Origin of the sequence: Pseudonocardia parietis (assembly GCF_017876315.1) — a bacterium.
GTDB classification, from domain to species: Bacteria; Actinomycetota; Actinomycetes; order Mycobacteriales; family Pseudonocardiaceae; genus Pseudonocardia; species Pseudonocardia parietis.
In genome coordinates this window covers 3,349,050-3,375,967 of the sequence record NZ_JAGINU010000001.1, presented here as the reverse complement: position 1 = coordinate 3,375,967, position 26,918 = coordinate 3,349,050, and the positions used below count along the sequence as shown (strand labels likewise).

Sequence of the window (26,918 nt, the reverse complement as noted above, 5' to 3'; positions counted from 1 at the left end):
CGCTCGAACCGATGTCGGAGTCAGCCGTGCCGAGCCACACCGAAGGAGAGCCCATGAACGCGGATCTGCGCGACACGCCGGAGTACATCGCTGTCACCGAGTACCTGCGCAAGCTCCACGAGCCTGGCTTCGGCCGCCCGCACGCGCTGAGCGGACCGCACGCGACGAGCGACGGCGCGCGGGTGGTGGTCACCGGCACGGTCCTCGATGCGCTCCAGGGGCTCCCGCGGACGGCGGTGTACACAGCAGTGGACGGCGAGCTGCAACCGGTCTCGTCACTGCCCGGATCGTCGGCGCACGGCGCCCGGTTCTCCCCCGACGGTTCGGTCCTGGCCTTCCTGTCCGACCGGCAGACGAGTGGGGTGTTCCAGCTCTACCTGCTCGAGGAACGGTTCGGTGAGGCCGTCGCCGCCCCCGAAGTACTCGGGACCGTCGAGTACGCGCACTGGTCTCCCGACGGCCGGCGCGTACTTCTCGGTGTCGCCGGCCTCGGCGCCGACCTCGCGGGCGCACAGGGCTCGGGCACGGTCGGGGCGGCGGCGGCGACCGCACCGGAGAGCTGGCAGCCTCTGGTCGAGACCGGCGAGGACGACGACGCGTGGCGCAGCCTGTGGGCGTACACGGTCGGGACCGGCGAGCTGACCCGACTCTCCCCGCAGGGAACGAACTGCTGGGAGGCCGAGTGGTGCGGACCGGACCGGGTGGTGGTCGTCGCCTCCGACGGCCCGAGCGAGGACCTGTGGTACGGCGCCGCCCTGCGGCTCCTGGCCGTGGGCGGCGGCATCGGCGACGAGGGCGATCGTGAGCTCCTGCGCAGCGAGGTCCAGCTCGGCCTGCCCGCCGGGTCGCCGGACGGGAGGTACGTCGCCGTCGTCCAAGCGGTCTGCAGCGACCGCGGGATCGTGGCCGGCGACATCACGCTCATCGACCTCGGCTCCGGTGAACGGACTGCCGTCGAGACCGCCGGCACCGATGTCACCTGCCTGCAGTGGATCGACGAGGGCAGACTCGGCTACGTCGGCCAGCGGCGCCTGAACTCCGTGGCCGGCATCGTCGACGTCGCCACCGGCCGGGTACGGGAGGTCCTCGACTGGACCCACTCCTGCGGCGGGCCGCGATACCCCTACGCGACCTTCACCGCGGACGGGCGCGTCGTGGTGATCGAGGACTCCTACGAGCTGCCGCACCAGGTGGTGCTCACCGCCGGTGAGGAGCATCGGGTGCTGGCCTCGGTCGCCCATCCCGGAACCGACTTCCTGTCCTCCGTGGCCGGCACCGCGCGGTCGGTGACCTGGTCGGCGCCGGACGGACTCGAGATCGACGGCGTGCTGTGCACCCCATCGGGGGACGGATCGTTCCCGCTCGTCGTCAACATCCACGGCGGCCCGGTCTGGGCGTTCCGCAACACCTGGTCGATGGTCCACGCGTGGGTGCCGCTGCTGGTCTCGCGCGGTTACGCGGTGCTCAACCCCAACCCGCGCGGCAGCGGCGGGCGCGGCCAGGAGTTCGCCGGCCGTGTCGTCGGCGACATGGGCGGTGCAGACACCCACGACTACCTCGCCGGGATCGACGCGCTCGTCGCCCAGGGTGTCGTCGACCCCGACCGGGTCGGACTGATCGGCGGCAGCTACGGCGGCTTCATGTCGTCATGGCTGGTCACGCAGGACCGGCGCTTCGCCGCCGCGGTACCGGTCTCGCCGGTCACCGACTGGTACAGCCAGTCCCTGACCAGCAACATCAGTGAGTGGGGACTGTCGTTGCTCGGCGGAGACCTCGTGTCGCCCGGAACCCAGGCGCAGACCCGCAGCCCCGCGCTGCAGGCCGGCAACGTTCGCACCCCATGCCTCAACGTCGCCGGCGCACTGGACCGGTGCACACCCCCGGGACAGGCGCGGGAGTTCCACCACGCCCTTCGCGCCCACGGCGTCGACTCCGCGCTGGTCATCTACCCGGAGGAGGGTCACGGCGTACGCGCCTACCCCGCTCTGATCGACTTCCTCACCCGCACGCTCGACTGGTTCGGGCGGTACATGCCGGCGCGGCGCTCTTGATCGAGTGGATTACCGGCGGCCGGTCACAGCGCGATGACCGGCCCATGGCGTGAACTGCCGGCTCGCCGCGCAGATCCTTGTAGCCTGGATATGCTGGCTGGCGCCGGGCGCTCAGGCCCGGCGCCGGTAGGCCGCAGCGAGTGTGCGCAGCTTGAGTCCGAGGTGGAGCGTCAGCCAGTCGTCTCCGCGGTTCAGCCGGCAGCCGGTGTGGGTCTCGATGCGCTTGAGTCGGTGGTAGAGCGTCGCGCGGTGGACGCACAGTAGATCGGCGGTACTCCGGACGTCGCCCGCGTGGTCGAAGTAGGCCTCGAGCGTGTCGATCAGCACGCCGTGCGGATCGTTCCGTTCCAGTTCCGCTAGGGCGGGGACCTGTGATGCGTGCAGCAGGTCGTCGACCGGGAGCTTGAGCAGTACCTCGTAGGGGCCCAGCTCGCCCCACCGGGCCACGGTGCCGATCGCGGGCACAAGCAGGGCGGCACGGGCAGCCAGGAACGCGTGGCGATGGGAGTCCACTACGGACTCGAGGTCCTCGGCCGTGGAGCCGACTCCGATCACCACCTGTGGCACGTCACCGGCCAGCGACCGGAACCGGGCGAGGATCCGGTTGCTGACGGCGTCGACCGGTACCTCTGCAGGGGGCGCGGCGTAGAGGATCCAGGCCCTCGAACGGTTCGCCACGGTGAGGTGGACGTCGTCGCCGGCGCGTAGCCCCTCCTCGACGGCGGATTCGAGCGCGACGGCCGCCGCGTCGTCGCCGCCGTCGACCTGGGCCCCGACGACGACGAACGACGTGGGCCGTGCGGGGAACAGGTTCTCCGCACGCAGATCCTCGGCGGCCTGGACGCGAGCGGCGTGGTCGGACGAGACCAGCTCGCGCAGGATTGCCTCGTGGCGCGCCTTGGAGCGCTCGTGCAGGATCAGTCGCCGGTAGAGCACGACCCCGGCCCTGGCGGCGGCGGCCTCGGTCAGCGCGATTTTCTCTAGGTCGAGCGTGTCGTCGGTGTCGATCAGCCACAGGTAGCCCAGCAGCAGTCCGCTGCAGCGCACCGGAGCGCACAGCCTGGGCAGCGTGTTCTCGGAGGGCAGGACCACGCTTCCTGGCTGCGTCCATGTCGCGATGCCGTGACCGAGTACCTCCTCGGTGAGGTCGGAGCTCACCGACCGGTTGAGGACCGACGTCACCCGTACCGGGTCCTCGTCCCCGAAATGGCGGCTGGCGGCCAGCAGGCGGATCGCCGGATCGTCGATCGCGACCGATCTCTGCAGCCGCTCGGCCAGCTCGTCGACGATCTCCTGCAGGGCGTCGTCCGCCATTTGCACGATCCTCCATCCACGTCGGCACGATCATCGTGCCAGCTCGCCCGGCGTTCGACAGGTGTCGCACTGACATCGCGCTATCGGTGACATCCGGCTCTCTGCCCACGCCGGCCGGACGGCGATGCTCTGTGCACCGATTGCGCCGTGGCGTGCGAACCGAGGAGGGCCTGCGATGACGGAGACCGTTTCCGAGCACGGTGACGAGGTGCGTGCGAGGCGACGACAGTCGCCGGCACGAATCATGCTGGCCGGGGCGTCGGGGAACTTCGTGGAGTGGTTCGACTTCACGTTGTACGGGTTCTCCGCCGTGGTGATCGCCGCGACGTTCTTCCCCGCCGACAGCGGCTCGTCGGGGCTGCTCGCGACGTTCGCGATCTACGGTGTCGCGTTCGTCGCACGTCCGGCCGGCGCGGTCGTGTTCGGCCGCATCGGTGACCGGATGGGCCGGCGCACCGCGCTGAGTGCGTCGGTGCTGCTGATGGGCGCGGCGACCGCGGCGATCGGGCTGCTGCCCAGCTGGTCGGCCATCGGCATCGCGGCGCCGATCCTGCTCATGGTCTGCAGGCTGGCACAGGGGTTCTCCGCCGGCGGCGAGTACACCGGGGCGCTGACGTTCGGGCTCGAGCACGCCCCGCCCCGGCGCCGCATGCTCTGGATGGCAGTGGTCGGCAGCTCGACGATGCTCGGTGCCGCCGGGGCGACGCTGACCATCGTGGTCTTCCAGACGGTGGCGGGCGACGCCTTCGCCGCCGGCGCGTGGCGCTGGACGTTCGTGTTCGGCGGGTTGCTGTCGCTGGTCGGGCTGCTCCTGCGGCTCGGGGTGGACGAGACCCCGGTGTTCACCGAGCTCAAGGAGGACGGCGGGGCGCGCCGCCCGGGGCTCGGCCGGATGCTGCGCGAGCGCTGGCGGACGATGCTGGTGCTGCTGTGCTTCTTCGGCGTGGTCGGGGTGATCACGCACATGTTCCTGGGCTACATGCCCACCTACCTCGCGCAGGCGGGCGGTATCAGCTCGAGCGCCGCGTTGACGGTCATCACCGGCCTGACGTTGTTCGCGGCGTTCGTGGGGCCGGTGTTCGGGTCGGTGGCTGACCGGGTCGGCCGGCGTCCCCTCGTGCGGGCGGGGGCCGTCGGTGCGGTCGTCGTGCTCGTCCCCGCCTACCTGTTGATCGGGACGAGAAGCATGGTGGCGATCGTGTTCGCGATGCTCGCCCTGCTCATCGTCGTGTCGCTGCTGGGCGCCGGAGGCATGGCCGTGTTGGAGATGCTGCCCGCCGACGTGCGCTACACCGGGATGGCGTTGCCCTACAACGTGGCCTACGCCCTGTTCGCCGGGACCGCGCCGCTGGTGAGCCAGGCGCTCGTCGATGCCAGCGGCAGCCTGCTGGCCCCGGCCTTCTACGCCACGGCACTGGCGCTGATCGCGCTGCCGGTGATCTTCCGGGCCATTCCGGAGACGCGCGGGAGCGACCTGCGCACCGGTGTCGTCACGTCGTAGGGACAGCACGGAGAGGAGGCGCCGACCGAGCCGGTCGGCGCCTCCCCTCAGCTCGAGGCCGGGCACCTTCATGGTGAAGGCCAGCCACTCGGTGTTCTCGATGAGCGCCACGTCCTTGTCGGTGGCCCAGCCGTGGCCGACGTTGCGCCAGATGTGCAGCAGGATCGGCGTGCTGGCCCTGCTCGCGGCCCGCATCCGGGCGGTGAACTTGCGGGCGTGCCACGGCGGGTAGCGCGGATCGGTGTCGCCCGAGTCGAGGTACACGGCAGGGTAGGCGATGTTGTCGGAGACCAGGTGGTACGGGGAGAAGCTCGCCATCCGACGCGCCTCGTCCGGGTCGGCCGGATCGCCGAACTCGGCCTGGACCACCCGCCGCGCCCGTAGCCGTCCCGGCAGGCGCCGACCACGTCGAGCAGCGGGACGCGGGGGATCGCCGCCGCCCACAGGCCGGGGCGCTGGGTCGCGGCCACCTCGGCCATCAGGCCGCCGTTCGAGCCTCCGGTCACGGCGAGCAGCGACGGGTCGGTGACGCCGTCGGAGATCAGTGTCTCGGCGATGGCGTAGAGGTCGGCGTAGCTGTTCTGCTCGTTCCGGAGCCGGCCGCCCTCCCACCAGTCACGGCCGAACTCCGCGCCGCCGCGCAGGTGGCCGTGCACGAACACGCCACCCGCCGCGACGAATGCGGCCATCGGCCCGGGGAACGACGGCACCCAGGGAGCGTTGGAACCGCCGTAGGCGTAGATCATCGCCGGACGCGGTCGGTCCAGCGTGGCCTCGGCCCTGCGCACGGTGTGGAACGGGACCCGGGTGCCGTCCGCCGACGTCGCCCAGTGGTCCTCGACCACGCCGTCCTCGATCGACACGCCAGGTTCGCGGAGGACCTCCAGGCCATCGGCGCCCGGGTGGTGCCGATACGTGCCGGCCGAGGACGCGAGCGTCGAGAACGCGAACGTGTACGCACCGGTCGGGGCCGCGGTCGCCATGTTCATCATCGGGAACGGCAGCTCGACGAGGGCGCCCCGGCCCGGCAACGGCACCTCCCCACACGGTTCCCCGGATCGGTCGACGATCCGGACCCGGGCGTAGGTATCGACGAGCTCGGCGAGGTAGAGCACGTCCCCGACCGGTGTCACCGACCGCAGCAGGGCCTCGGCCTCCGGGACGATCTCCTCCCAGGCCGACGGGTCGTCCGGGTCCGGACTGTCGAGCGGGATCCGCACCACCCGTCCGCGGGGCGCGTCGACGTCGGTGACCGCGATCCACGCGTCGCCGCACAGGTGCCCGGCGACGGTGGCATCGACCCCGGTGACGAACGGGCGCCACTCGAGATCGCCGCCGTCCAGGCGTGCCACGGCCACCGGGACCGGGTTCATGATCCGCTGCACGGCAACCGCGTGCCGACCGTCGCCGGACACGACGACCATGCGGTAGTCGTTGCGTAGTTGAATCGTGCCCTTCTGGCCGAGCGGCCGTCGAGCGACGTTCACTACGGACGAGTTCCGCGGTCGAGCTGCGGATTCCCGCACCAACGTTCCCTGACCGGGGCGCTGGGCTACTGCCCGGTGTTCCCGCCGGGGCCCGCGGCGGGTTTGGTCGTGGTCGGGTCCTCCGGGGTGCACACGGCGCCGTCGGCGGGAAGGTCCCCGTCGATCAGCGTGGCGTCCACGGCCGTGTCGATGCACGCGCCGCTGGTGCGGTAGGAGCCGTGGCCGACGCCCTCACGGGTGAGCAGGACGGCGGACTCCAGGTCGTTCGCCGTGGCCTCGGCCCAATGGTGGGGGGACACAGGGTCCAGGCGTCCACCGACTACCAGGATGGGCGGGGCGCCTGCGCCGGTGAGGGGCCCGGTGACGGGGTCGTCGTTCTGTACCGGCCACGCGGCGCAGTTCAGTGCGCTGTAGGCAGCGCGGTAACCCATCCGCCCGCCGCGTTCGGTGATCTCGGTGGCGGCCGCGGTGTGCGCCGCGATGTCGGTCGGTGCCTGCCAGTCCACGCAGCGCACCGCGTTGTGGGCCTCCTGATAGATGGCGAGTGGAGCGCCGAAAGGCGCGACGGTGACGATCGACATCAAAAAGTGCAGGGCGGTGCCGTCGCCCTGCTGCGCACTCATCAGGCCCGCGGTGAGGATCGGCCAGAAGGACCGCGCGCCGGCACCGGACCGGACGGCCTCGAGCGCCACGGCGCCGTCGAGCGTGCCCCCCGGTGCCAGGCCCTCGACCGGCGCGACCTGGAGCGGATGTGCTTCGAGCTGGGCGATCAGCGCGTCGAAGGCGGCCTCCGGGTTACCGTCGCCGAAGGGGCACACCTGCACCCCCTCGGTGCGGCAGGTGTCGAACCACGCGGCGAGGGTCGTCTCGTTGGCCTGGTCGACGTCGTCGAGCAGGGCGAGCCGGTCGTTGTGCCAGAGCTCGGTGTCGACGGGCGCGTCCAGGACCATCTGCCGGACGCGGTCGGGGAACAGCGTGGCGTACATGGGGCCGGGCACCGTGCCGTACGAGACCCCGTAGTAGGTGATCTTCTCCTCGCCGATCGCGGCACGGACCTGGTCCATGTCGCGGGCAACGTTGTCGGTGGACAAGCTCGCCAGGAACTCGGGACTCTGGTGGGCCAGGCAGCCCTCGGCCAGCTCCGTGGCGTCCGCCTGCAGTTCCGCGAGTGGCTTCCCGCCGGGCACGGTCGGGTCGAGATCGGCACTCGCACGCGCGGCCCGCTGCTCGTCGGTGAGGCACCGGACCTCGCCGGACTCACCGACGCCGCGCGGGTCCATGCCGATGACGTCGAACCGCGCGAGCACGGCCGGTGAGAACATACCAGCGCCCGTGGCGGCGTCGATCGACGTCACCTGCTGGACGGCCGGGACCGCCGGCCCGCCCGGGTTGAAGAACAGGCTCCCGATGCGCTGCGCGGGATCGGTGGCCCGGTGCCGCATCACCGCGATCGGGATCTGCTCTCCCTCCGGCTCGGTGTACTCCAACGGCACCTCGACGGTGGCGCAGTCGCGGTTCGGCCCGCACTCGCTCCAGGCGATCGGGGCGGGAGCCGGTGCAGGCGGACCGGGCTGCGCCGACGCCGTGGGCGCTGCACCCGCGCAACCGGTCAGCGCAATGGCCGATGCGGCGAGAATCGCGATGCCCTTCGATGCGGCTTTCCGCCGGCCACCGCTGGGTGGCCGGCTCCCTCTCGTCGGAACGTCGCCGGCCGACTTCAGGCCTGAAGACACGATCCTGCACCTCCTGCTAGCGGCTGGCGGAACGAGCTCCGCCTAACCGGCTCGAATTGCACCAAGTGCCGTAACGGCATGGTCAAGGATTCGGCCCGGACGGCACCCAATGGTGTTCTGGGGAGCATTCGGACAGCGCACCTGGCCCTGACCAGGCTTGATGTTCGGCCTGGTGGTGTCTATTGCAACCCAGTGCGGGTGTGCGGCGCAGTGGCAAGAGGTCACTCACATGTGTGACGTGGTGTCACTACCCCGGCCGGAGGGCATAGGGAATCGTTCACGCCATGAAGTTCCTGGACGTGGTCCTCAACCTCGTGACGATCCTCGCCGTGGCCGTTGTTCTCGCCTACGTCGGGCTGCACTTCGACACCGGGCTGTTCACCGTCCTGCCCGAGGCGATCACCTCGTTCTTCCTGCAGTATCCGTCGCTGCTGTACGTGGCGTTGGTCGTGCTCGTCGTGGCGCTGGTCGCGAAGGCGCCGGTCGGCAGGGCCATCAAGCGGCAGGGCGGAAGGAGTCGAGTCTGATCGTCGACGACCACGGCCCGGACGGCGCAGCGGAGATCGGGCGCGTACGACGGATCGCGATGATCAGCGCGGTCGCCGCGATCGCTCCACTGTGCATCGTCGGCGTCGCGCTCACGGCGACCTCCTGGTGGGAGGGGCTGATCATCGCGACGGGGTTGCTGCTGGCCCTCGGTGTGCTCAGGGAATGGAATCTGGACGGGTATCCGCGTCGCGCCGTCTTCGCCCTCATGTTCACCGGCGCCAACTGGCTCGTCGGCGCCCTCACCACCAGCAGCCCGATCAACTTCGTGCCGTTCGCTCTGGTGGGAGTGCTCCTACTGGCACGGCTGCCGAACCGCAAGCTGCTCTCCGTCGTCGCCTTCTCGCTGGGTGTCGCTCTGATGGGTGCCACAGCGCTGCTCACCCACCCGCCGGCCTGGTCGCTCGCGAGCGCCTACGTCGTCCTCCCGGCCGTGGGCACGCTGTTCGTCGCCTGCGTCATCATCGCGAGCGAGCAGGCGTGGCTCATCGTGCGACGCCTGAAACGCGCGCAGGGAACGGAAGCGGAGTTGGCCACCGCTCGCGAGCGAGTGCGGTTCGCCGGCGACCTGCACGACATCCAGGGGCATTCCCTGCACGTGATCAAGCTGAAGACCGCCCACGCACAGACCATGGTCCGCACCGATCCCGATCGTGCCGATGCCGAACTCGTCGAGATCCGGCAGCTCGTCGATGACGCCATCGCCAAGACGAGAGAGCTCGCCTACGCGCGCCACGAGCTGAATCTGGCCACCGAACTCGAGAACGCCACACGCATCTGCGAGGCGACGGGGATCGCCGTCGAGGCCCACCACGACCCCGGCAACCGAGCAGTCGCACACCCGCTCCTGGCCCAGGTGCTGCGCGAGGCCACCACGAACCTGCTCCGCCACGCCCGCCCGACGATCGTATCGATCACCACGTCGCCGACCCGGCTGGAGATCGCCAACGACGGAGTGACCGCCGAGCCGGCGGGGGAACCCGACCTGCGCGGGCTCGCCCGCCTGCGCGACCGGGTGGAGACCACCGGAGGCTCCCTGCGGATCACACGAACGCCGGGACACTTCGCGTCGCCGCGGACCTCGCCCCCCGGTGCGCCGCTGACTCATCGCTGTCGCCCGCCGACCACGACGGGGGGCGTGATGACCGGCGATGACCCGATCCGGATCGTCCTCGCCGACGACGAGAACCTCCTGCGCGCCGCACTGGCATCGCTACTTCCTCTCGACGGCACCATCACGGTCGTCGCACAGCCCGAGAACGGTGCCGACGCGGTGGACGTGACCCTGCGGCACCGCCCCGACGTGCTCGTCATCGACCTCGAGATGCCCGGCATGAACGGCCTCGAAGCAGTCACCGCGATCACCGACGAGCGCCCCGGCCAGACCGTCCTCATGCTCACCCGGCACGCCCGGCCAGGTGTCCTGCGGCGGGCGCTGAAGCTCGGTGTGCAGGGGTTCATGAGCAAGAGCGCCGATCCCGAGGAGATCGTCGGGGTCGTCCACGAGCTGCATGCCGGGCGACGCTGGATCGCCTACGAGGTCCTCGAGGCCTCCGTCGTCGACGACTGCCCGCTCACCGACCGCGAGCTCGACACGCTGCTCGAGACCCGCGAGGGCTACTCGGTCAGGCACATCGCACGCAGACTGCACCTCGCCCCCGGCACCGTGCGCAACTACCTCTCCAGCGCGATGCAGAAGACCGGTACCCGGACCCGGCACGACGCCGCCCGACTCGCGCGCGAACGAGGCTGGCTGTGATACCTCGCGCAAGCGCGGCACGTCACCTTTTCGATGTACACACGACCGCGGTCACCCCCGTAGGCGGTCACTACGGGTCGAGTACCGCAACGCGCGGCTCGGGTCTGCAAGAGCGGACCGGAGAGTCAGCTCATGGCCGCGGCCACACCGCTGCCTGCTCGTCGACCCGCGTGACCGCGCTCACGCCGGCCGCAGACGCACCACGAAGAGGCTCGCTTGTCGCACTGATTCTGCAATCAGGACGCCGCGCTCAGCGGATGAGTCGCGGCCGTCGTGTGCGCACCCCGCAACGCTGACGTGATCGCCCTGGCCGGGGATCGGGGGCCCGCGTAATGGGATCGCACCACCCGTCCGCGGGGCGCGTCGACGTCGGTGACCGCGATCCACGCGTCGCCGCACAGGTGCCCGGCGACGGTGGCATCGACCCCGGTGACGAACGGGCGCCACTCGAGATCGCCGCCGTCCAGGCGTGCCACGGCCACCGGGACCGGGTTCATGATCCGCTGCACGGCAACCGCGTGCCGACCGTCGCCGGACACGACGACCATGCGGTAGTCGTTGCCAGGGAGCCAGTCGACTCCGACCTCGGTCGTCGATTCCCCGCGGTGCACCCAGACGCGGTTCGACAGGTCGATCGCGGCACCCTCGATCGCGGCGAAGTAGAAGCCGCTGGAGTCGGGCAGCCAGTGCGCGCCGCCGGTCCAGTTGTCCATCAGCGTCTGTGGCGGCGCACCGGGCAGCACGGCGCCGGTCGGGACGTCGACGAGCCGGATCGTGTTCTGCTCACTGCCGCCGGAGCACACCCCCACCGCGAGGGTCCAGCCGTCCGGTGACGGAGAGATCCAGGACACGAACGGCGGCCGGTCCGGGTCCTCGGTGACCGGGTCGAACAGCACCCGCCCCGGCCCGTACGGCTCGTCGGCCACCACCACCCGGCCTGGGCGGCGCCCTCCGGGGTGTTGGTGCGGAACCAGTGGTCCGCTGCCTCGCGGGGCAGTGGCTCGAAGCGCGCGGTGGAGAACCGCGCCACCGACTCGCGCAGCCGCTCGAAGTGCGGCCAGTCCCGCACGTACACCGCTGCGGCCTCGCCCTGCTCGTCCTGCCAGCGGTCCACCTCGGGCCCGTCACCCTCGAGCCAGCGGTACGGATCGGGGAACTCGACGCCGGCCAGCACGTCGAGGTCGTCGGTGACACGCGCGTCTGCGCCTGCGTGGTCAGCGCTCGTCGCGCACGACGCGCCCGCCCTGCACGACGAGCGCGACGGCGCCCGGGTCCGCGAACACCTTCGGGTCCTCCAGCGGGTTGTCCCGGAAGGCGACCAGGTCGGCGCGCTTGCCGGCCTCGACCGTGCCGACCTCGTCGCCGATGCCGAGGATGTCGGCGTTGACGCTGGTGGCCGAGACCAGTGCTGCCATCGGCGACTCGACCTCGGAGCGCAGCAGCAGCTCCCGGCCGCGGTTGTCCTGACCGGGGCCGATCAGGTCCGAGCCCGAGCCGATGCGCACCCCGGCCCGGCGGGAGGCGTGGATCGCGTCGATCTGGCCCTGCTTCGCGACGCCCACCCGGTCGGCGATTCTCGCCGGCAGGCCGGCATCGGTCGAGTCCTCGAGCAGGGCCTCCACAACGGCGAGCGTCGGCACGTGGGCGACGTCGTGCTCGGCCATCAGAGCGGCGGTCTCGTCGTCGATCTGCGAGCCGTGCTCGACGCAGCGGACGCCGGCGGCGATCGCGTTGCGGATGCCGTCGTTGTTGTGCGCGTGCACGGTCACGTAGGTGCCGCGCGCGCTCGCCTCCGCGACCGCGGCCGCGATCTCGTCGACGCCGAACTGGGTGTCGGTGAGCTTGTCGTGGCGGGAGACCACCCCGCCGGTGACGCAGAGCTTGAGGAAGTCCGCGCCGCGACGGAACGCCTCCCGGGCTCCCTTGCGCATCTCCTCGGGCCCGTCACAGAGCAGCGACAGCGCGCGCAGTCCGGGGATGTCGTGGTCGGACCAGTCGGCGGTGGGCTCCCACTCGGGGGCCATGTGCCCGTGCCCACCGGACTGGCACAGCACCGGGCCGGCACACAAGATCCGCGGCCCGGCGACCTTCCCGGCGGCCACGACCCCCACGAGGCCGGCGTCGATGCCCCCGGTGTCGCGCACCGTCGTGAACCCGGACGCCAGGGTCCGGCGACAGTTCTCGAACATGTCCGCGGCCAGCTCCGCGACCGACACCCCGTGCGTGACGCTGGCATCGATCGGACTGGACAATCCGAAATGGACGTGGGCGTCGATCAGGCCCGGGGTCAGCGTCAACCCGGCACAGTCGACGGCGTCGGCCCCGGAAGGCGGGGCGTCGCCGACGGCCGCGATCCGGCCGTCCTCGACGAGCACGGCCCGGCCGGTCTGCGGGTCACTGCCCGTGCCGTCGACGACGGTGGCACCGATCAACCACATGTGAGCTCTCCTTCTCTCCTCAGAACCCGGCCGCCACGCCCTCGCGGCGCGGTCCGGTACAGCCGTGCAGGACACCGTCGTCGGAGCGCCAGCTCATCTGGTAGGTACCCATGTGATAGTCGTAGGCGGGCAACGGGTTGAGCAGCACGCCCATCCGGGCCAGCCCGTCGGGCACCTCCGGGGACACCCGGCTCTCGATCGAGATCGTGTGGTCGTCGGAGTAGGGCAGGCAGCGCGGCGCGTCATCGGCGTCGTAGGGATCCATCCCGAAGTCCAGGATGTTGGACAGCACCTGGGGGACGGTGCAGTGCACGTTGCCGGGGGACCCGAGCGCAAGCCGCGGGGCGCCGTCGCGCAGCACCATCGTGTTGGACAGAATCGACCGGACACGTCCGCCTCCGACGTGCCAGCCCTCGATCCCCGAGGTGAGGCCGTTCATGGCGTGGCTGCCCACCATCGGGACGCCGCCGACCACCTCGCCCGGGATCCCGCTGCCCTGCAGCGTGTTCATCATCTGCACCCAGTTGCCGTGCTGATCCACGATGGACAGCTCACAGCTGCCGGCGGGCTGCTTGGACGCACCGGAGGCCGCCACGGCAGGGAGCCCGCGGGTGAGCGCGATGTGCTGGGTCAGGTCGGTGTGTGAGCGTGCGTCGCGCAGGATCCGGGCGAAACCGGCGATCATCTCGGGCGTCGTCATGGCGGCGCCGGCGTCGCCGAACACGGTCGGGTCGTTGAGCAGGCCGGTCTCCAGGCCGGCCCGGCGCAGCGCATGGGCCAGGTAGTAGAGCGACTCCGCCGATTCCGACCAGTGTCCGAGCGAGGTGACGTCGAGCTCGGCGAGCATGCCGAGCACGATCTGGCAGAACACGCCCTGACGTTCCGGCGGCGACTGCTGCACGATCGTGTGGCCCTTGTGCGTCCACGTGTAGGGGTCCGACCAGCGCGGCGGGATCTCGCTCATGTGCTCGGGCTTGATCGCCCAGCCGAGCGCGTTGGCCCTGGCGACGAACTGCTCGGCCCACTCACCGGTGATGAAGTGGTCGGGGCCCTCGGCTGCGACCTTGCGCATGGTGGCGGCGAGTTCGGCCGACGCCCAGCGGTCGCCGACCTGGGGCAGGTGCCCGTCGGGGGTGAAGTGGCGGCGTCCGGACTCGGTGTAGAGGAAGAATTCGACCGTCTGGGCCATCACCAGGTGCTCGAACGAAGTCACCTCGTGCCCCTGCTCCGCCCGGTCGACGGCCGACTCGCACAGCTGCGCCCACGGCTTCGTGGCGAACCGCTCGTAGAGCGCCTTGATCCCGGGCATGAATCCCGGGATCACCGCCATCGGCACGCCGGGCGCCGGGGCGTAGAGGCCCTTGCCCATCGGAACCGGCGCGAACCGCGGCAGGCCCGGCACGATCGTTCCACCGCTGTTGAGCTCGAACGTCCGGCCGCTGCCCGCCTCGTGCACCAGCGCGGTGACCGTCCCCGCGTGATTGGTCATGTCCTGCTGGACAACCGCCTGGACCATGCACCCGGCGATCGCGGCGTCGACGGCGTTACCGCCGTCCCGCATGGTGTCCAGCATCGTGTCGGTGACGACGGCATGTTGACTGGACGCGACCGCGTGCGAACCGGTGATCGGAGACTTGGGGCCGACGCGGCCCCGTCCGCTAATGACCATGCGGGTCACGATGCCCGCAGAGATCGGGTCGGGCCAGGGGCAACCGTAGCGCCGACCGTTGCGTTCGTGCGACGTCTGTCGAAGGGGGTAGCTGGCCCCACCCCCGCCCGTTCTCCCTGACGACGCGTGCTGCGGAAGCGCAACTTCAGCTCCTTCTCATGCCCGGGGCGGCCGAAGTCCAGGCCGTGCCGTCGCGGGCGGGTCAAGCCGTCGGGACGTGCGCCACTTAAGACACTGATGGCGAGCGATGTTATGTCAAGCTAGAGTTGACAACGTGAAGCTAGAATTGACAAACGCGGTGGGGCAGCTTCGGGCTCGCACCGACGCCCTGCTCGCAGCTCGCGTCCTGACCGCGGACGGGGACCAGGCGGGTCCTATCGCCCACGCCCTCGACGTCCGGTCCGCCGCCGAGGACGTCGTGCGCGTTGTGGTGCACGAGGCCCGACAGGCGGGCGCGACGTGGCAGAGCATCGGCGACGCGCTCGGCGTGACCCGGCAGGCGGCCTTCCAGCGCTACGGCAAGCCGCTCGACCCCCGAACAGGAGAACCCATGAACACCGTCCCGCTGCCCGACGCCGCCGACCTGGCCGTCGCGACCGTCGAGGACCTGGCTGCCGGGCGCTGGTCGCAGGTCACCGCCCGGTTCGACGCGACGATGCGCGACGGCCTGTCCGAGGACTCGCTCGCCGCCGCGTGGGCTCAGATCGTCGGCCTGTCCGGCGCGTTCGAGGCGCACGGGGTGCCCGAGGTCGCACGCGCCGGGGACGTGACCGTCACCGACACCCGACTCTGTCTGGAGGCGGGTGACTACACGGCCCGAATCAGCTACCGCGACGACCGCAGCATCGCCGGCCTGTTCATTCTCCCGAAGGAGACGTCATGACCTCCACCTCGGGCAGCGGGGCGGGCACGAGCCCGGCCGTCGGCCGCACCGGGCGCATCGATCGCCCCGACCTGCGGTCGATCGCCGCGTTCCTCGTCCTGGCGTTCGGGCTCGCCTGGCTCGTCGCGCTGCCGCTGTGGATCGGCGACGGTCTCGCCGATCCCGCGTTCACCCCGACGGCCATGCTGATGATGACGACCCCGTCGATCGCCGCCGTCCTGGTTGTGTTCTTCGTGGAGCGACCCCTGCACCGGGCGCGGGCACTCGGCCTGTGGCCGCTGCGTCCGCTGGGGAGGCTGTCCGGCTGGGTCGCGGCCGGGATCGCCGTGTCCATGGCGATGGTCCTTCTCGCGCTACCGGTAGGCGCGCTGCTCGGGGTCTATCCGGCCGACTTCACCGGCCTGTCCGGATTCCGCCAGGCGCTACAGGACCAGGTGGGGCCCGGGCAAGTACCCGGGTCGGTCGGGGTGCTCGTCGCCGCGCAGCTCGCGTTGATCCCGGTGGCGGCGTTCGTCGGGGTCCTGCCCGCGCTCGGTGAGGAGATCGGGTGGCGGGGCTGGCTGCTGCCGAAGCTGATGCCGCTCGGCCCGCTGCCGGCGATCCTGGTCTCCGGTGTCGTCTGGGGGACCTGGCACACCCCGGTCCTGCTGCTCGGCTACAACTACCCGCACGCCCCGGGCTGGCTCGCCGTCGCCTCGATGTCGGCGATGTGCATCCTGGTCGGCGCCGTCCTGGGCTGGCTACGGCTGCGGTCCGGGTCTGTGGCCCGCGGCGCTGGGGCACTCGGCGTTCAACGCCACGGCCGGGTCGTACCTGCTTTTCGCCCAGGCCGGCGCGACCGTCGACACCACGCAGGCAACCATCCTCGGCTGGAGCGGCTGGATTCTGCCTCTGGTGCTGGTCGTTGTGCTCGTCGCCACCGGTCGGTTCACCCGGTCGGCCAGCTCCGGTCGGCCGCGGACCTCGTCGGCGAAGACTACGGCGCGGTCGGCCCATGCCAGGCCGTAGTCGACGACGTGGACGTCTTCGGTGGCTCATGTGGGTGCGACCGCTGGGTGCACTGGCACAACCAGCAGCGCCTGCACGGCTACCTCAGGGACCAGCCGCCGGCCGAGTACGAGCAGGCGTTCTACGCTGCCCACCGGGACGAACTACAACCGGTCGGAATCCCATAGCGCGGGGTCTCCATCGGACCCAGAGCGGCTCAGCGCGGCGAGTCGCGCTGGGCCTGGTTCTGGAAGCGCTCAGTGCTGCGCAGCGCGGTATGACACTATCCCTGACCATGGTGATGACCGAGCGCGCCATGCCGCCGCTCCATGCTGACGAGCGCACGACGCTGGCAAGCTGGCTCGAGTTTTTCCGATCCACGCTGGTGATGAAGTGCGACGGACTCACGGACGAACAGCTGCGGACCGCCGCGGTGTCACCGTCCCCACTGACGCTGCTCGGGCTGGTGCAGCACATGGCCGAAGTCGAGCGGAACTGGTTCCGTCGTGTCCTGCTGGGCGAGCCGGCCGCACCCATCTACGACCAAGACGCCGCGACCAACGGTCACGACGGTGGATTCGACCTCGCCAATGACGCCACATTCGACACAGCTCGAGCGACATGGGAAACCGAGGTGGCCCACGCTCGGGACAACTGCACCACCCGCGCCCTCGATGACACCAGTCCCTTCATGGACGGCGATGTCACGCTGCGGTGGATCTACACTCACATGATCGCCGAGTACGCCCGCCACGCCGGGCACGCCGATCTCATCCGCGAGCGCATCGACGGCACGACCGGCGTCTGACCAGACTGCGACGGCGCGCGCCGATCACGTCGCGGTCCACCCCGAGCTCCGGTTCGCTGCGCCAGCTCCGCCTTGCTAGTGGCGACACATCAGTAAGGGCGTCGAGGACTGGGACCGCATAGGCAGGGTCCATCTGCTCGCGCACCTCGTCGGGAGTGAGCCAGGCGACGCGCCCGGGACTCGTCGGTGGTCGTGGACTCGCCACCGGTGGGTCGGTTCGGCCGGAAGGTCGCCCGGACCGGCGCCGCGGGCGTCCTGGAGCAGTTCAGCAATCCTGAAGGTAATCCGGGGGTGGATCTTGGGGGGCGATGCTGACCCGGCCGGTTGGCCTGCAAGGAAGGTGGGCCTCCCGGGGGTCGAACCCGGAACCCGCGGAGACACGATCCACTACTTCCGGCGATGCCCGACGTTCGTCTTTGCCCCTCGTGCGCTGCATAAACTGGCTGCCGCGTCTTCCACGGGCGACGGTCCCTCGTGGGCTCTTTCCGTTGAATTCCGGGGGGAACCCGGGGGCGAGCCCGCTCCCCCACGCCTTCCGAGTGCCATCCCGTCGACAGTGTCGCCAGACCGACCGTGCGGACGCCCGTGAGCGGCCCTCGCCGCAGCCGCACCCGACCATGCCACGCTCCGCTCAGGGGCGTCCGTGCGGTACGCCCTCCGGGAGGTCGACGGGATGGCACGGTGCACCCATCCCGGAGATCTGCCCGCCCGGCGAGGGCATGTAGTTGACCCTTTGCCTGCCAGGCACTGGCATGACGCCGTGACGAGCTGCCAGCCTCCGGTTTCTCCTGGTTAGACGTCCGATGAAGTCCAGGGCCGTCCGGCCAGTGGTCTCGTGGTTGTCACTCAGATAGTCACTCGCGCGCACCGGACATCTCAGAGCTGGGGTAGATCTGCTCGATCCGGTCGCGTTTGGTGTACATGTCCCAGTACTGCTCGGCAAGTTCGTCGGGGTCGACGCTCGGATACGGGGTCGCCCCCGCGTCGGTTCCGAGCCGAGCGAGGAGCGCGCTCAACTCGCTGCGCTCAATTCCCGCCCCCACCGAGAGGGTCCCGGCGTAGATGCCCGCGTCGGCCACCTCGTCGTGGAGCGAAAAGAGGTAGTTGCGCGCGGCGGCCCCCAGGGGAGCCAGGCCGCTGAGCCCGGGTGCGGGGTGGACTGCTGTGACCCCTGAGGTCAGGAGGAATGCACCGTCTCCCCGCTCGGTCCACTCCGGTAGTACGGCGCGGACCACCTCCACCGGCGTCAGCACGAACATCGGCATGCCCTTCTCTAGCACCTCGGCGTCCACCTCGACGGCCGGTAGAAGGTTCTGTTCGGTGCTGAACGGCCCGTACTCGATCACGTCGATGCGACCGAAGCGGTCGCGGATGCTCGCGATGAGCGCCGGCACGTCGGCGGGCCGGGACAGGTCGGCGGTGAAGCCCGCGGCGTCGATGCCGTCCGCCGCCAGCTGCTCGACGAGCGCATCCAGCTGTTGACGGCGACGGGCCACCAGGGCGACGCGGAAGCCTTCGCGACCGAATCGACGGGCCACGGACGTGCCGAGTCCGGTTCCTGCACCGAGTACGGCGATCACCTTGGGCATTCCGGGTACTCCTCACGGTCATCCTGACCTATCGGTCAACTTCAGTCATGACGGTAGCATGCAGGCTGACCGCAGGGTCAAGTTCCGTGCGGGCAGGCGTGACGAGGCCGGACCGGACCACCAGGAGAGGAATGAACAGATGCGAGCGGACGCGCAGCGGAACGCGGAGAAGTTGCGGGCTGCAGCCGCCGAGCTCTTCCGGGAGCGGGGACTGCAGGTACCGCTGAAAGAGATCGCACGGCGGGCAGGGGTGAGCCACGGCACGCTCTACAACCTCTTCGGCACCCGTGAGGCCCTCATCGACGAGGTCGTGACCGACCGGGCGGCGGATATCCTGGGCGAGGTCGCACAGCAGGCCCTCTCCTTCGAGGACGCCTGGGAGGGATTCGCCTACTACGTCGAGACGCTCTGCGAGCTCCAGGCCACCGACCCCGCCGTCGCCGACGTGGTCACTGGTCGCTATCCGGGCGCCGAGCGCCTCATGACCACCTGCGGCCGGACACAGGACGCTGCGCAACGCATCGTCACGCGAGCCCGGGAATCCGGCGCTCTCCGACCCGACTTCACCAACGCGGACCTGGTATTCACCTTCGCCGCGAACGCCCTACTGGCCCGCGCGACCGCCAAGGCCGCTCCCACCGCCTGGCGACGCCAAGCCGCCTTCCTCCTCGACGGTCTGCGCGCAGAGGCCGCCCACCGTCCATTCCCGGCGCACGAGCTGACCCAGCAACACGTCTACGACGCCTTGGAAAGCTTGCGCACCACGACACAGCGAGGCCGGAGCGGTATGGCCGAGTGAGACCGCGCCCACTGCGCCCCAGACGCCCGCCCGCCACGAGACCCGCTCTCCTAACGCGAACCTGACGTCTCACCAGCCTGCGTGTTCACGCTGAGCATCCCGCTGACCAGTCCGTCTACTGCCGCGTCGTGTCGGCGGATGTTGTGCTGTTGTGCGCCGCATGTGCCCCAGATGTGCCCCAAGGGGCACTCCCCCACGCCTGCCAGTGCCATCCCGTCGACAGCTGCTGCAAGCCGACCGCGCGGACGACCGTGGGCGGCCCTCGACGCAACCGCCGGCCGACCTCGCCACGCTCCGCCCACGGTCGTCCGTGTGGCAGCCCGGAGGGAGGTCTCCGGGATGGCTGTCCCCATCCCGGAGACCAGCCCGCCCGGCGAGGGCATGCATTTGATCCGTTGACCGCCAGGCAGTCGCAAGCATCGGGCGACCAACCCTTGCGACCCGAACAACCCTTGCGACCCGAATCTGTGCAGGTAGGCGATGTTGGCCGTTCTCGCGCACGGCGGGCATCCTGTCCCGCCGAACCCCCAAGATCAAGTGCTACGACCGGCTGAGCGCAAGGCCACCACCAGGGGTGAGAGAGGCCCCGAGCAGCGGAACCGCTGCGACGGGGACCTTTCTCCTTGTCCGGGTGCCGCCGGTTGCGGACGACTCGTGACGGGTCAGTGCGCGGCGCCGAGCTCCAGGGTGAGAACGCCGGCGACGACCAGCGCGATGCCGCCGAACTGCACCGGGGTCAGGGTGTCGCCGAGCAGAACCGCGCCGATGATCGCGACGAGCGCGACCCCGGCGGCGGCCCAGATCCCGTAGGCGACCCCGACCGGTACCCCGGCGGCCAGCACCTGCGAGAGCAGGCCGAAAGCGCCGAGATAACCGATCACCACCAGGACGGAGGGGACGAGCCGGGTGAAGCCCTCGGACAGACGCAGGTTGATCGTCGCCATCACCTCGAGGACGATCGCGCCGGCGAGCAGCAGGTAGGCCACGGGTCAGCCCTCTTCCGCGACCCGTCCGCCGATGTGGCGGGCAAGGAACTGTTCGAGGGTGCGGTAGAGCTCGATGTTGCTGGCCGGGTTGACGAACCAGTGGCCCTCGCGCTCGTTGAGCAGGTACTCCACCTCGGCGCCGCGAGCGCGCAGCGCCTCGACGACCCGGTCCGAATGACGCTGGACGACTCGCACGTCCTGGCTGCCGTGGACGAGCAGCATCGGAGCGGTGATGTCGTCGACCCGGCTGATCGGGGAACGGGCGAGCATGTCGGCCTCCTGCGCCGGGTCGTCCGGATCACCCATGTAGCGGCCGTAGCTGTTGACGACCGCGCGCCGCGCGAACGGAACGACCGACCGAGCGAGGTCGGTGAGGTCAGACATTCCGGTATAGCTGATCGCGGCGGCGAACCGGTCGGGCGTGAACGCGGCTCCGACGAGCGCGGCGTAGCCGCCGTAGGAGCTGCCGTAGATTGCGACCCGGCCGCGATCGGTGTAGCCCTGCGCGATCGCCCAGTCCAGGGCGTCGATGACGTCGTCGTGCATGCGGCCGGCGAACTGCCCGATCGCGGCCTGCATGTGCGCCTTGCCGTAGCCGGTGGAGCCGCGGAAGTTGACCTGGAGCACGGCGTAGCCGCGGTTGGCCAGCAGCTGCACCTCCGGGTCGTAGGTCCAGCTGTCGCGGTACCAGGGCCCGCCGTGCAGCAGCACCACGGTCGGCAGGTCCCGGTGCTCGGTCCCGATCGGCAGCGTGAGGTGGCACGGCAGGGCGATGCCGTCGCGGGCGGTGATCGTGACCGGGCTGACCGGGGCGAGCTGCGCCGGGTCCAGGTGCGGGTAGGGCCGGAACAGCCGGCGGGCGGTGCCGGTGGTGTGGTCGTAGAACCAGGTGGCGCGGTGGTCGCGGTCGTGGGTGAAGTCCACGACCCAGCGCTGGGCCGTCGCGTCGGATGACACGTGGGCCAGGTCGCCGTCGGAGAGCTCGGCCAGCCGGGGCAGGACCTCGGCGAAGTGCGGGTCGAGGGCGTGAATCTCCTGGCGGACGCCGAGATAGCGGGCGCCGAGCAGCTCCCCGGTGCCCGGGTGCACGATCAGCGACGACGGGAACCGCTGATCGGCCTCCGGACGGGGAGTGTCCAGATCGAACACCGGGTGGCTGCCCACCCCCACCTGCTCGCCGGTGTCGAGATCGACTCGTACCAGACGGGTGCGGTCCGAGCCGCGCGACGAACCGATCCACAGCCCCGCCCCGTCCGGGGTGGGCACGGACGGTGAGACGCCGTAGACGTGGTCGAGCCCGGAGAACTGGGTGATCAGGCGCGGGTCGCCGTCGTTCCAGTCCGACAGCAGGTGGGTGCCGTCGTCCTGGACGGCGAAGGCCAGGACCCGTCCCTGCGAGGTGCGCAGCCAGCTGATGACGTCGCCGGAGTTCTCGGCGAGCACGCTCAACTCGCCAGTGTCGAGGTCCACCTCGTAAAAATCGATCAACTCGGGGCGGCGCCCGTTGAGCTGCACGAACGCTGACCCGGGCCGATCCGCGCAGAACTGGGTGCCTATCACCCGCGCCCCCGGGATCAGGGTGAGGTCGACCGCCGGCTCGTCGGGACGGGCCAGGTCGACGCGCAGCAGGTGGTGGTCCTCGTCGCCGTCGGTGTCCTGCAGGTAGAGCAGGGATCGAGAGTCGGCGGTCCAGAAGAAGGTGTCGATGCTGCGGTGGTCGTCGGAGGTGATCCGGCGCGCGGCCGGGGAGTCGGTCGCGTCGCTCTCGGGCCAGTCGCCGTCCAGATCGCGGACGAACACGTTGAGCTGGTCCCGCCACGGGGCGAGGTAGCCGACCTTCGTGCCGTCCGGAGAGATCTGGGCACGGCTGCGCGCGGGCGGGCCGAAGAACTCCTCGACGGTGATCAGCGGAGTCGGGTCGGTCACGTAGGCCTCCAGGTGTCGTGTCGTGAACACCTGCGAGTTCAGACCCCGACGTCGCGTCGGACTCAAGCCCGGGCGGTGTGTGTCACGCCATAGGAGTGGAGGAACTGCCAGTCGCGGTCAGCCGCTGTTCGACCCGGCGCAGGACGCGGTGCTGCACCGGCCTGAGGTGCTGCTCGCTCAGCTCGTCCGGCAACGCCGCCGACCGCCGGTCGAGCCGCGACAGGTCGTTCAGCCGCTCGGCCAGCGGCCCCAGGCGCGCCACGAGGTCGTCGACTAGTGGCCGAGTTCGTTAGTTCGTCGGGGGTCATGCGGCGGTAGTGAGGGTGCTGGGCTGCTCTGGCGGGCCGATCCGGTCGAGTAGGGCGCGGAGATCGCGGCGGGTGAAGGTCCAGTCGAAGGGTGTCGCGGCGCGGTTGTAGCGGTCTTGGAAGGCCAGGATGCGCTCGGCGAGGGCGTCGAGGTCGGCGAAGTCGACCGGGCTGATAGCTTTGCGTTGCAGGATCGAGAAGTAGATTTCGACCTGGTTGAGCCAGGAGGCGTGGATCGGTAGGTGGACCAGTGTCGCGCTCGGCCAGGTTGTGTTCATGCGGTCGATCGAGGCCTGTCCGGCGTGGCTGGAGCCGTTGTCCACGACCCAGAACACCCGCCGTGCCGAGGCGTAGGGCTCGCAGCTCATGACGTGTGTGACCAGGTCGGTGAACGGTTCGATCCCGGTCTTCGGGGCGATGGTGCCCATGACTCGGGCGTGGTGGATGTCGTAGGCGGCGAAGTAGGCCAGGGTCCCGCCGCGGCGGTATTCGAACTCGACCTGGCGGGTCCGGCCCGGCCCGGCGGGCCGGCCGGGGTGGCGGCGACGCAGGGCTTGGAGCTGGGACTTCTCATCGGCGCTGATCACGTAGTCGTCCGGGCCCAGCGGTGCACCGTTCCAGGTGCGGGCGTAGAGGTCCAGGACCCGGGCGGCCTTGGTCTCGAAGTTCGGGTCGCGGGGGAAGATCCAGGAGCGGTGCTGCCAGGGTTTGATCACCGCACGGGTCAGCGCCCGACGCACTGTGGACGCCGAGATCGTCTCGGCGATACCGCGGGTGACCGCTTCGGTGGCCAGTTCGGTGCTGCTCCAGCGCGAGAGCGGTATCCCGGTCTCCGCGGGCAGGGTGCAGGCCAGCGCGGTGATCGCCGCGCTCTGCACGGCGGTGAACCGGCGCGGTCGCCCGGTGCGGGGCCGATCGGCGAGACCGTCGAGGCGCTCGGTGGCGAACTGTCGTCGCCACCTGCGCGCGGTGTCGACACACACTCTGAGTTCGACGGCGATCGCGGCGTTGGTCGCACCGGCCGCGGCAGCGAGCACGATCCGGGCCCGCAGCCGGTCGCGGTGCTCGGTGCGCCCGCTGCGCGCCCGCGCGGTCAACACCGCCTCCTCCGCCGCGGTGAGCACGATGATGAACGGGCTGGTGACCGGCACACCCGGGTTGTCGACCCCGACCACGATTTCGGCCACCGCGACACGCCGTGATCACCCGTAACAGCGGCCGACGGTCGATCGCGAGGGCCGGGCAACGCCGACCAGGGCTGTCACGATGGGCAAGTGGCGCCCCGTTTCCCCGAGTCGACCAAGACCTCCGTGCGGCAACGGTTACGCGCTCGGGCCCGTGAGCGTTGGCCCCAGATCACCGAACTGCACATGCGTCACCACGGCGTGTTCACCTACATCGGGGCCAGCACCGAGACCGAGATCCTGCCGCTGTGTCGGCTGCGCTACGTCGGATCGGCCCATGACTGGCAGGTCGCGATCTACCGGGCCAGCCACGACGACTACGCCGAGTCGATTTTCCCCGACGGGCTCCCGTTCGGGACCTGCCAGGACGCACTCGACCTCGCCTGCGGCCTCTACCTCAACGACCCCACCGCCTGGCACGACCTCAGACCCCCGACGAACTAACGACCGGAACCACTAGCGTCGCGACTTCGTCCTCGGAGGTGTCGGTGTCGAGTGCATAGAATCGCGCGACGAGCGGAGCCGCGGCCGACGCGCCGGAGCTGAGCAGGTCGACCAGCTCGGCATGGCCTGCCTCGCCGAGCAGGTGCCCGACCAGCAACAGCTGCTCGTGCTCGTAGCGGGCCACCGAGGCCGGTAGCTCCGGCTCGGGGGCCGACCGGAACGCCGCGAGCTCCGGGGGCAGGTCCGGCGGGGAGCCGGTGCGGCGCAACACGGCGATGCTGTCCCGCCGGGCCGTCAGCCGTTCGATCTCGGCGGTCGCCTCCCGGTCGAGCTCGTCGAGCAGCCGCTCTGCGGCCGCCGGATCGTCCAGCACGGCGGATATCCCGGACAGCGGTACGCCGAGCGCGGTCAGCCGGGTGATCCGCAGGAGCCGCACGAGGTGGCCCACGTCGTAGTGCCGGTAGCCGCCCGCCGAACGCGGCGGCTCGGCCAGCAGCCCGATCTGGTGGTAATGACGCAGTGTGCGGACGGTGACACCGGCGAGGGTGGCGAGTTCACTGCTCAGCAACGGTTCGCTCCTTCGACCCGGTCAGCGTACGCACCGCGCTCCCAACGGCGGATCGTGAGGATTCTTAGCCTCCGACGAATGATGATGTCCGCGTGTCGTTGCAGGTAGAGCACGGACCCGAAAGCGATCATGGAATTACTGAAGTCCTGGTGATCACCTGGAGGGCCCGGATGGGTCGGCCACGGGCGCGGTGCCGGGATTGCTCCCGGTCCGGTTCCCGTGGCCGCCCGCGGCACCCGGCGTGCGTGTCTCCACGCACCGGGCGCTCCACGTACCTCGGTCAGGAGTCTAACTGGCAGCGTGACAGAACGTGGCGCAGCTCATGCAGCGGGCCAACTCCCGCCGCTCGCCGGACGGGGACCGGCCGGAGGCCGCACGCCCCGGCCGGCGAAGCGGCGCGGCGCCGTAGGCGCCACCTTGATAACGGAAGGAAGGTTTAATAACGGAAGGAAGGTTTAGACACGGCGAGCGCCCGGTCAGAGCGCCCGGTCGGCTGTCGTGGTCCGGCTGATGCTTGGTCCCGGCTGGATGAGAAGGCGCAGCCTGATCCTTCGTGTAGCGCCGCAGGTGCAGCGCTGTATGTGTGTTGGCCGCGGTGACCATGTCGCGTGGAGTGCCCTCGTAGACGATGCGGCCTCCGCGCCAGCCGCGGGCCCGGAGCGTGCTGAGCGATCCAGTCGATCAGTTCGGCATTGCCGTCGTCGGGTCGACACCCACCGCGCCAACATGGGCACCGGCCGGTGTCCTCGAGAACCAGAAACTCCCAGGTCACGCAGCCGGTCGTGGGCGCGGGCGGCTGCGGTAGGTCAGGTGGCGCAGGAGTGCCTCGAACGGGCCGCGTCGCCCGGTACGTTCCAGGGCGTAGGCGATGACGACGGTACCCGCCCAGGTGGCGACGGCGACCCCGGCGGCAGTGGCTGCGCCCAGCCGGCCGCCGAGGTCGAGCAGTGACGGTTCGGTGAGGACCAGCCAGACCGGTGACTGAGCGATGTAGAAGGTCATGGAGCGCCGACCGCATGCGACGAGTGCGGTCGTGACCGGTCCTCGCCGGTCACCGAGCCGGTCGGCGACGAGTGCAATCGCGGCCAGGAACGCGAGCCCGCCGACGATCCCGGTGGCCGCGAACACGGCTAGGCCGAGTGCGTCGGCAGCCGGGGAGTCGGGGGTCCACAGGCCCACGGCCTGCAGGGCCACGGGCTGCGCGCCGAGCACTGCAACCGGGAACCCGATCAGGGCGAACCGGCGCAGTAGCGGCCGGTAGCGGTCGGGTTGTTCGAGCAGCCGCATCCGCGCGGCCAGGACTCCGATCAGGACGGACGGTGCCATCGAAACGGCGGCGATCGGCAGCACCGGGAGCGCCGAAGTGCGCAGGATCGCGCTGTCGAGCAGCGTCGGGCCGACGGCCAATGGTGCGTCGGCGGGGGTCACCAGCTGGAGCAGGGAGGCGGCCGCCACCCCGAAGGCGAGGGTGATCGTCATGACCGTCCACAGGCGACGGCTCGACCAGGACACGACCCCGGCGAACATCACGGCGAATGCGCCGTAGGCGCCGATCACATCGCCGCCGTAGAGCAGGACGACGTGGGCGATGCCGAACACGATCAGCCAGGCCCCGCGCCTGCGGATCAGGAGCCGGGCCTGCGCCGGGTCGCCGTTGGGGCCTGAGTAACGCCGGGTCATCTGCACGAGGCCGTAGCCGAACAGGATTCCGAACAGTGGGGCGGCTCGCCCGTCCACGAAGGAGGTCAACAACCACTGGACGGCCACGTCGACGGGGCCGCCACCGGCAGGTGTGGCGTACGAGTTGCCCCCGGCGTGCAGCTGACGGGAGTGGGCCAGCGCGATGAGCAGCAGCATCAGACCTCGCGCGAGGTCCGGTGCCAGCAGACGTTGCGACGGCGGCGTGGGAGAGAGCGGCCCTGCGAGGGGTTGAGGAGA

At 70.5% G+C, this 26,918-nt stretch carries 20 protein-coding genes and 4 pseudogenes; 10 read left to right on the top strand and 14 right to left on the bottom strand.

Annotated elements, in window-relative coordinates:
• The first annotated feature begins 53 nt into the window (after positions 1-53).
• On the top strand, positions 54-2,051 hold the full coding sequence (locus JOF36_RS16010; protein WP_210027665.1) for a S9 family peptidase: 1,998 nt from the start codon (positions 54-56) through the stop codon (positions 2,049-2,051).
• Between the two features lie 111 nt (positions 2,052-2,162).
• On the opposite strand, the gene JOF36_RS16005 is transcribed toward JOF36_RS16010, so the two are convergent.
• Positions 2,163-3,365: a PucR family transcriptional regulator gene (locus tag JOF36_RS16005; RefSeq protein ID WP_210027664.1), complete on the bottom strand. Its 1,203-nt coding sequence runs from the start codon at positions 3,363-3,365 to the stop codon at positions 2,163-2,165.
• A 175-nt stretch (positions 3,366-3,540) separates the two neighbouring features.
• On the opposite strand from JOF36_RS16005, the gene JOF36_RS16000 reads away from it, so the two are divergent.
• Positions 3,541-4,866 (top strand): MFS transporter, encoded by a 1,326-nt coding sequence (locus JOF36_RS16000; protein ID WP_210027663.1) that lies wholly within the window; start codon positions 3,541-3,543, stop codon positions 4,864-4,866.
• 129 nt (positions 4,867-4,995) lie between these two features.
• On the opposite strand, the pseudogene JOF36_RS40160 reads toward JOF36_RS16000, so the two are convergent.
• From JOF36_RS40160 to JOF36_RS15990, 3 genes and pseudogenes are all read right to left on the bottom strand, one after another.
• A pseudogene (locus tag JOF36_RS40160) lies at positions 4,996-5,184 on the bottom strand (prolyl oligopeptidase family serine peptidase); the annotation flags it as partial.
• Between the two features lie 137 nt (positions 5,185-5,321).
• A pseudogene (locus JOF36_RS15995) lies at positions 5,322-6,239 on the bottom strand (prolyl oligopeptidase family serine peptidase); the annotation flags it as partial.
• Positions 6,240-6,418: 179 nt separating this feature from the next.
• Entirely contained in the window at positions 6,419-7,846 is a 1,428-nt protein-coding gene (locus JOF36_RS15990) for an alpha/beta hydrolase (protein WP_307862403.1), read from the bottom strand.
• A gap of 524 nt (positions 7,847-8,370) precedes the next feature.
• On the opposite strand from JOF36_RS15990, the gene JOF36_RS15985 reads away from it, so the two are divergent.
• The 3 genes and pseudogenes from JOF36_RS15985 to JOF36_RS39040 all read left to right on the top strand — a co-directional run bounded on the left by JOF36_RS15985 (position 8,371) and on the right by JOF36_RS39040 (position 10,391).
• Positions 8,371-8,613 carry a hypothetical protein gene (locus tag JOF36_RS15985; RefSeq protein WP_210027660.1) on the top strand — a complete coding sequence of 81 codons (243 nt, stop codon included), beginning with the start codon at positions 8,371-8,373 and terminating at the stop codon, positions 8,611-8,613.
• 59 nt (positions 8,614-8,672) lie between these two features.
• A pseudogene (locus JOF36_RS40900) lies at positions 8,673-9,347 on the top strand (histidine kinase); the annotation flags it as partial.
• 426 nt (positions 9,348-9,773) lie between these two features.
• Positions 9,774-10,391: a response regulator transcription factor gene (locus tag JOF36_RS39040; RefSeq protein ID WP_245352023.1), complete on the top strand. Its 618-nt coding sequence runs from the start codon at positions 9,774-9,776 to the stop codon at positions 10,389-10,391.
• A gap of 236 nt (positions 10,392-10,627) precedes the next feature.
• On the opposite strand, the gene JOF36_RS15975 is transcribed toward JOF36_RS39040, so the two are convergent.
• From JOF36_RS15975 to JOF36_RS15960, 3 genes are all read right to left on the bottom strand, one after another.
• Positions 10,628-11,317 (bottom strand): prolyl oligopeptidase family protein, encoded by a 690-nt coding sequence (locus JOF36_RS15975; RefSeq protein WP_307862402.1) that lies wholly within the window; start codon positions 11,315-11,317, stop codon positions 10,628-10,630.
• 288 nt (positions 11,318-11,605) lie between these two features.
• Positions 11,606-12,829, bottom strand: a complete 1,224-nt coding sequence (locus tag JOF36_RS15965) for a metal-dependent hydrolase family protein (RefSeq protein ID WP_210027653.1) — start codon at positions 12,827-12,829, stop codon at positions 11,606-11,608.
• A gap of 19 nt (positions 12,830-12,848) precedes the next feature.
• A complete protein-coding gene (locus JOF36_RS15960; RefSeq protein ID WP_245350864.1) occupies positions 12,849-14,498 on the bottom strand; it encodes a gamma-glutamyltransferase in 1,650 nt (549 codons plus the stop codon).
• Positions 14,499-14,772: 274 nt separating this feature from the next.
• Here JOF36_RS15960 and JOF36_RS40895 point away from each other — a divergent pair, with 274 nt between their 5' ends.
• From JOF36_RS40895 to JOF36_RS15945, 3 genes and pseudogenes are all read left to right on the top strand, one after another.
• Positions 14,773-15,381, top strand: a complete 609-nt coding sequence (locus JOF36_RS40895; RefSeq protein ID WP_307862401.1) for a DUF3887 domain-containing protein — start codon at positions 14,773-14,775, stop codon at positions 15,379-15,381.
• Positions 15,378-16,136: pseudogene (locus JOF36_RS41400) on the top strand (CPBP family intramembrane glutamic endopeptidase); the annotation flags it as partial. The gene JOF36_RS40895 and the pseudogene JOF36_RS41400, both read left to right, overlap by 4 nt.
• Before the next feature lie 527 nt (positions 16,137-16,663).
• On the top strand, positions 16,664-17,176 hold the full coding sequence (locus tag JOF36_RS15945) for a DinB family protein (protein ID WP_245350863.1): 513 nt from the start codon (positions 16,664-16,666) through the stop codon (positions 17,174-17,176).
• Positions 17,177-18,030: 854 nt separating this feature from the next.
• Here the strand turns inward: JOF36_RS15945 and JOF36_RS15940 are convergent.
• On the bottom strand, positions 18,031-18,765 hold the full coding sequence (locus JOF36_RS15940) for an SDR family NAD(P)-dependent oxidoreductase (protein WP_210027650.1): 735 nt from the start codon (positions 18,763-18,765) through the stop codon (positions 18,031-18,033).
• 58 nt (positions 18,766-18,823) lie between these two features.
• On the opposite strand from JOF36_RS15940, the gene JOF36_RS15935 reads away from it, so the two are divergent.
• The gene (locus tag JOF36_RS15935; RefSeq protein WP_245350862.1) at positions 18,824-19,564 is read left to right on the top strand and encodes a TetR/AcrR family transcriptional regulator; all 741 of its coding nucleotides are present in this window, start codon (positions 18,824-18,826) and stop codon (positions 19,562-19,564) included.
• 662 nt (positions 19,565-20,226) lie between these two features.
• On the opposite strand, the gene JOF36_RS15930 is transcribed toward JOF36_RS15935, so the two are convergent.
• From JOF36_RS15930 to JOF36_RS15915, 4 genes are all read right to left on the bottom strand, one after another.
• Positions 20,227-20,550 (bottom strand): DMT family transporter, encoded by a 324-nt coding sequence (locus tag JOF36_RS15930; RefSeq protein WP_210027649.1) that lies wholly within the window; start codon positions 20,548-20,550, stop codon positions 20,227-20,229.
• Between the two features lie 3 nt (positions 20,551-20,553).
• Positions 20,554-22,476 carry a S9 family peptidase gene (locus JOF36_RS15925; protein WP_210027648.1) on the bottom strand — a complete coding sequence of 641 codons (1,923 nt, stop codon included), beginning with the start codon at positions 22,474-22,476 and terminating at the stop codon, positions 20,554-20,556.
• Positions 22,477-22,558: 82 nt separating this feature from the next.
• Positions 22,559-22,738 carry a hypothetical protein gene (locus JOF36_RS15920; RefSeq protein WP_210027646.1) on the bottom strand — a complete coding sequence of 60 codons (180 nt, stop codon included), beginning with the start codon at positions 22,736-22,738 and terminating at the stop codon, positions 22,559-22,561.
• A 42-nt stretch (positions 22,739-22,780) separates the two neighbouring features.
• On the bottom strand, positions 22,781-23,971 hold the full coding sequence (locus JOF36_RS15915) for an IS630 family transposase (protein ID WP_307862202.1): 1,191 nt from the start codon (positions 23,969-23,971) through the stop codon (positions 22,781-22,783).
• A 183-nt stretch (positions 23,972-24,154) separates the two neighbouring features.
• Here JOF36_RS15915 and JOF36_RS15910 point away from each other — a divergent pair, with 183 nt between their 5' ends.
• Positions 24,155-24,412 (top strand): hypothetical protein, encoded by a 258-nt coding sequence (locus JOF36_RS15910; protein ID WP_245350673.1) that lies wholly within the window; start codon positions 24,155-24,157, stop codon positions 24,410-24,412.
• Here JOF36_RS15910 and JOF36_RS15905 read toward each other — a convergent pair.
• Both JOF36_RS15905 and JOF36_RS15900 read right to left on the bottom strand, forming a co-directional pair.
• Entirely contained in the window at positions 24,393-24,980 is a 588-nt protein-coding gene (locus JOF36_RS15905) for a MerR family transcriptional regulator (RefSeq protein WP_210027644.1), read from the bottom strand. The two genes, JOF36_RS15910 and JOF36_RS15905, sit on opposite strands and share 20 nt — an antisense overlap.
• 768 nt (positions 24,981-25,748) lie before the next feature.
• Positions 25,749-26,837 (bottom strand): DUF418 domain-containing protein, encoded by a 1,089-nt coding sequence (locus JOF36_RS15900; protein ID WP_210027642.1) that lies wholly within the window; start codon positions 26,835-26,837, stop codon positions 25,749-25,751.
• Positions 26,838-26,918: the final 81 nt, after the last annotated feature.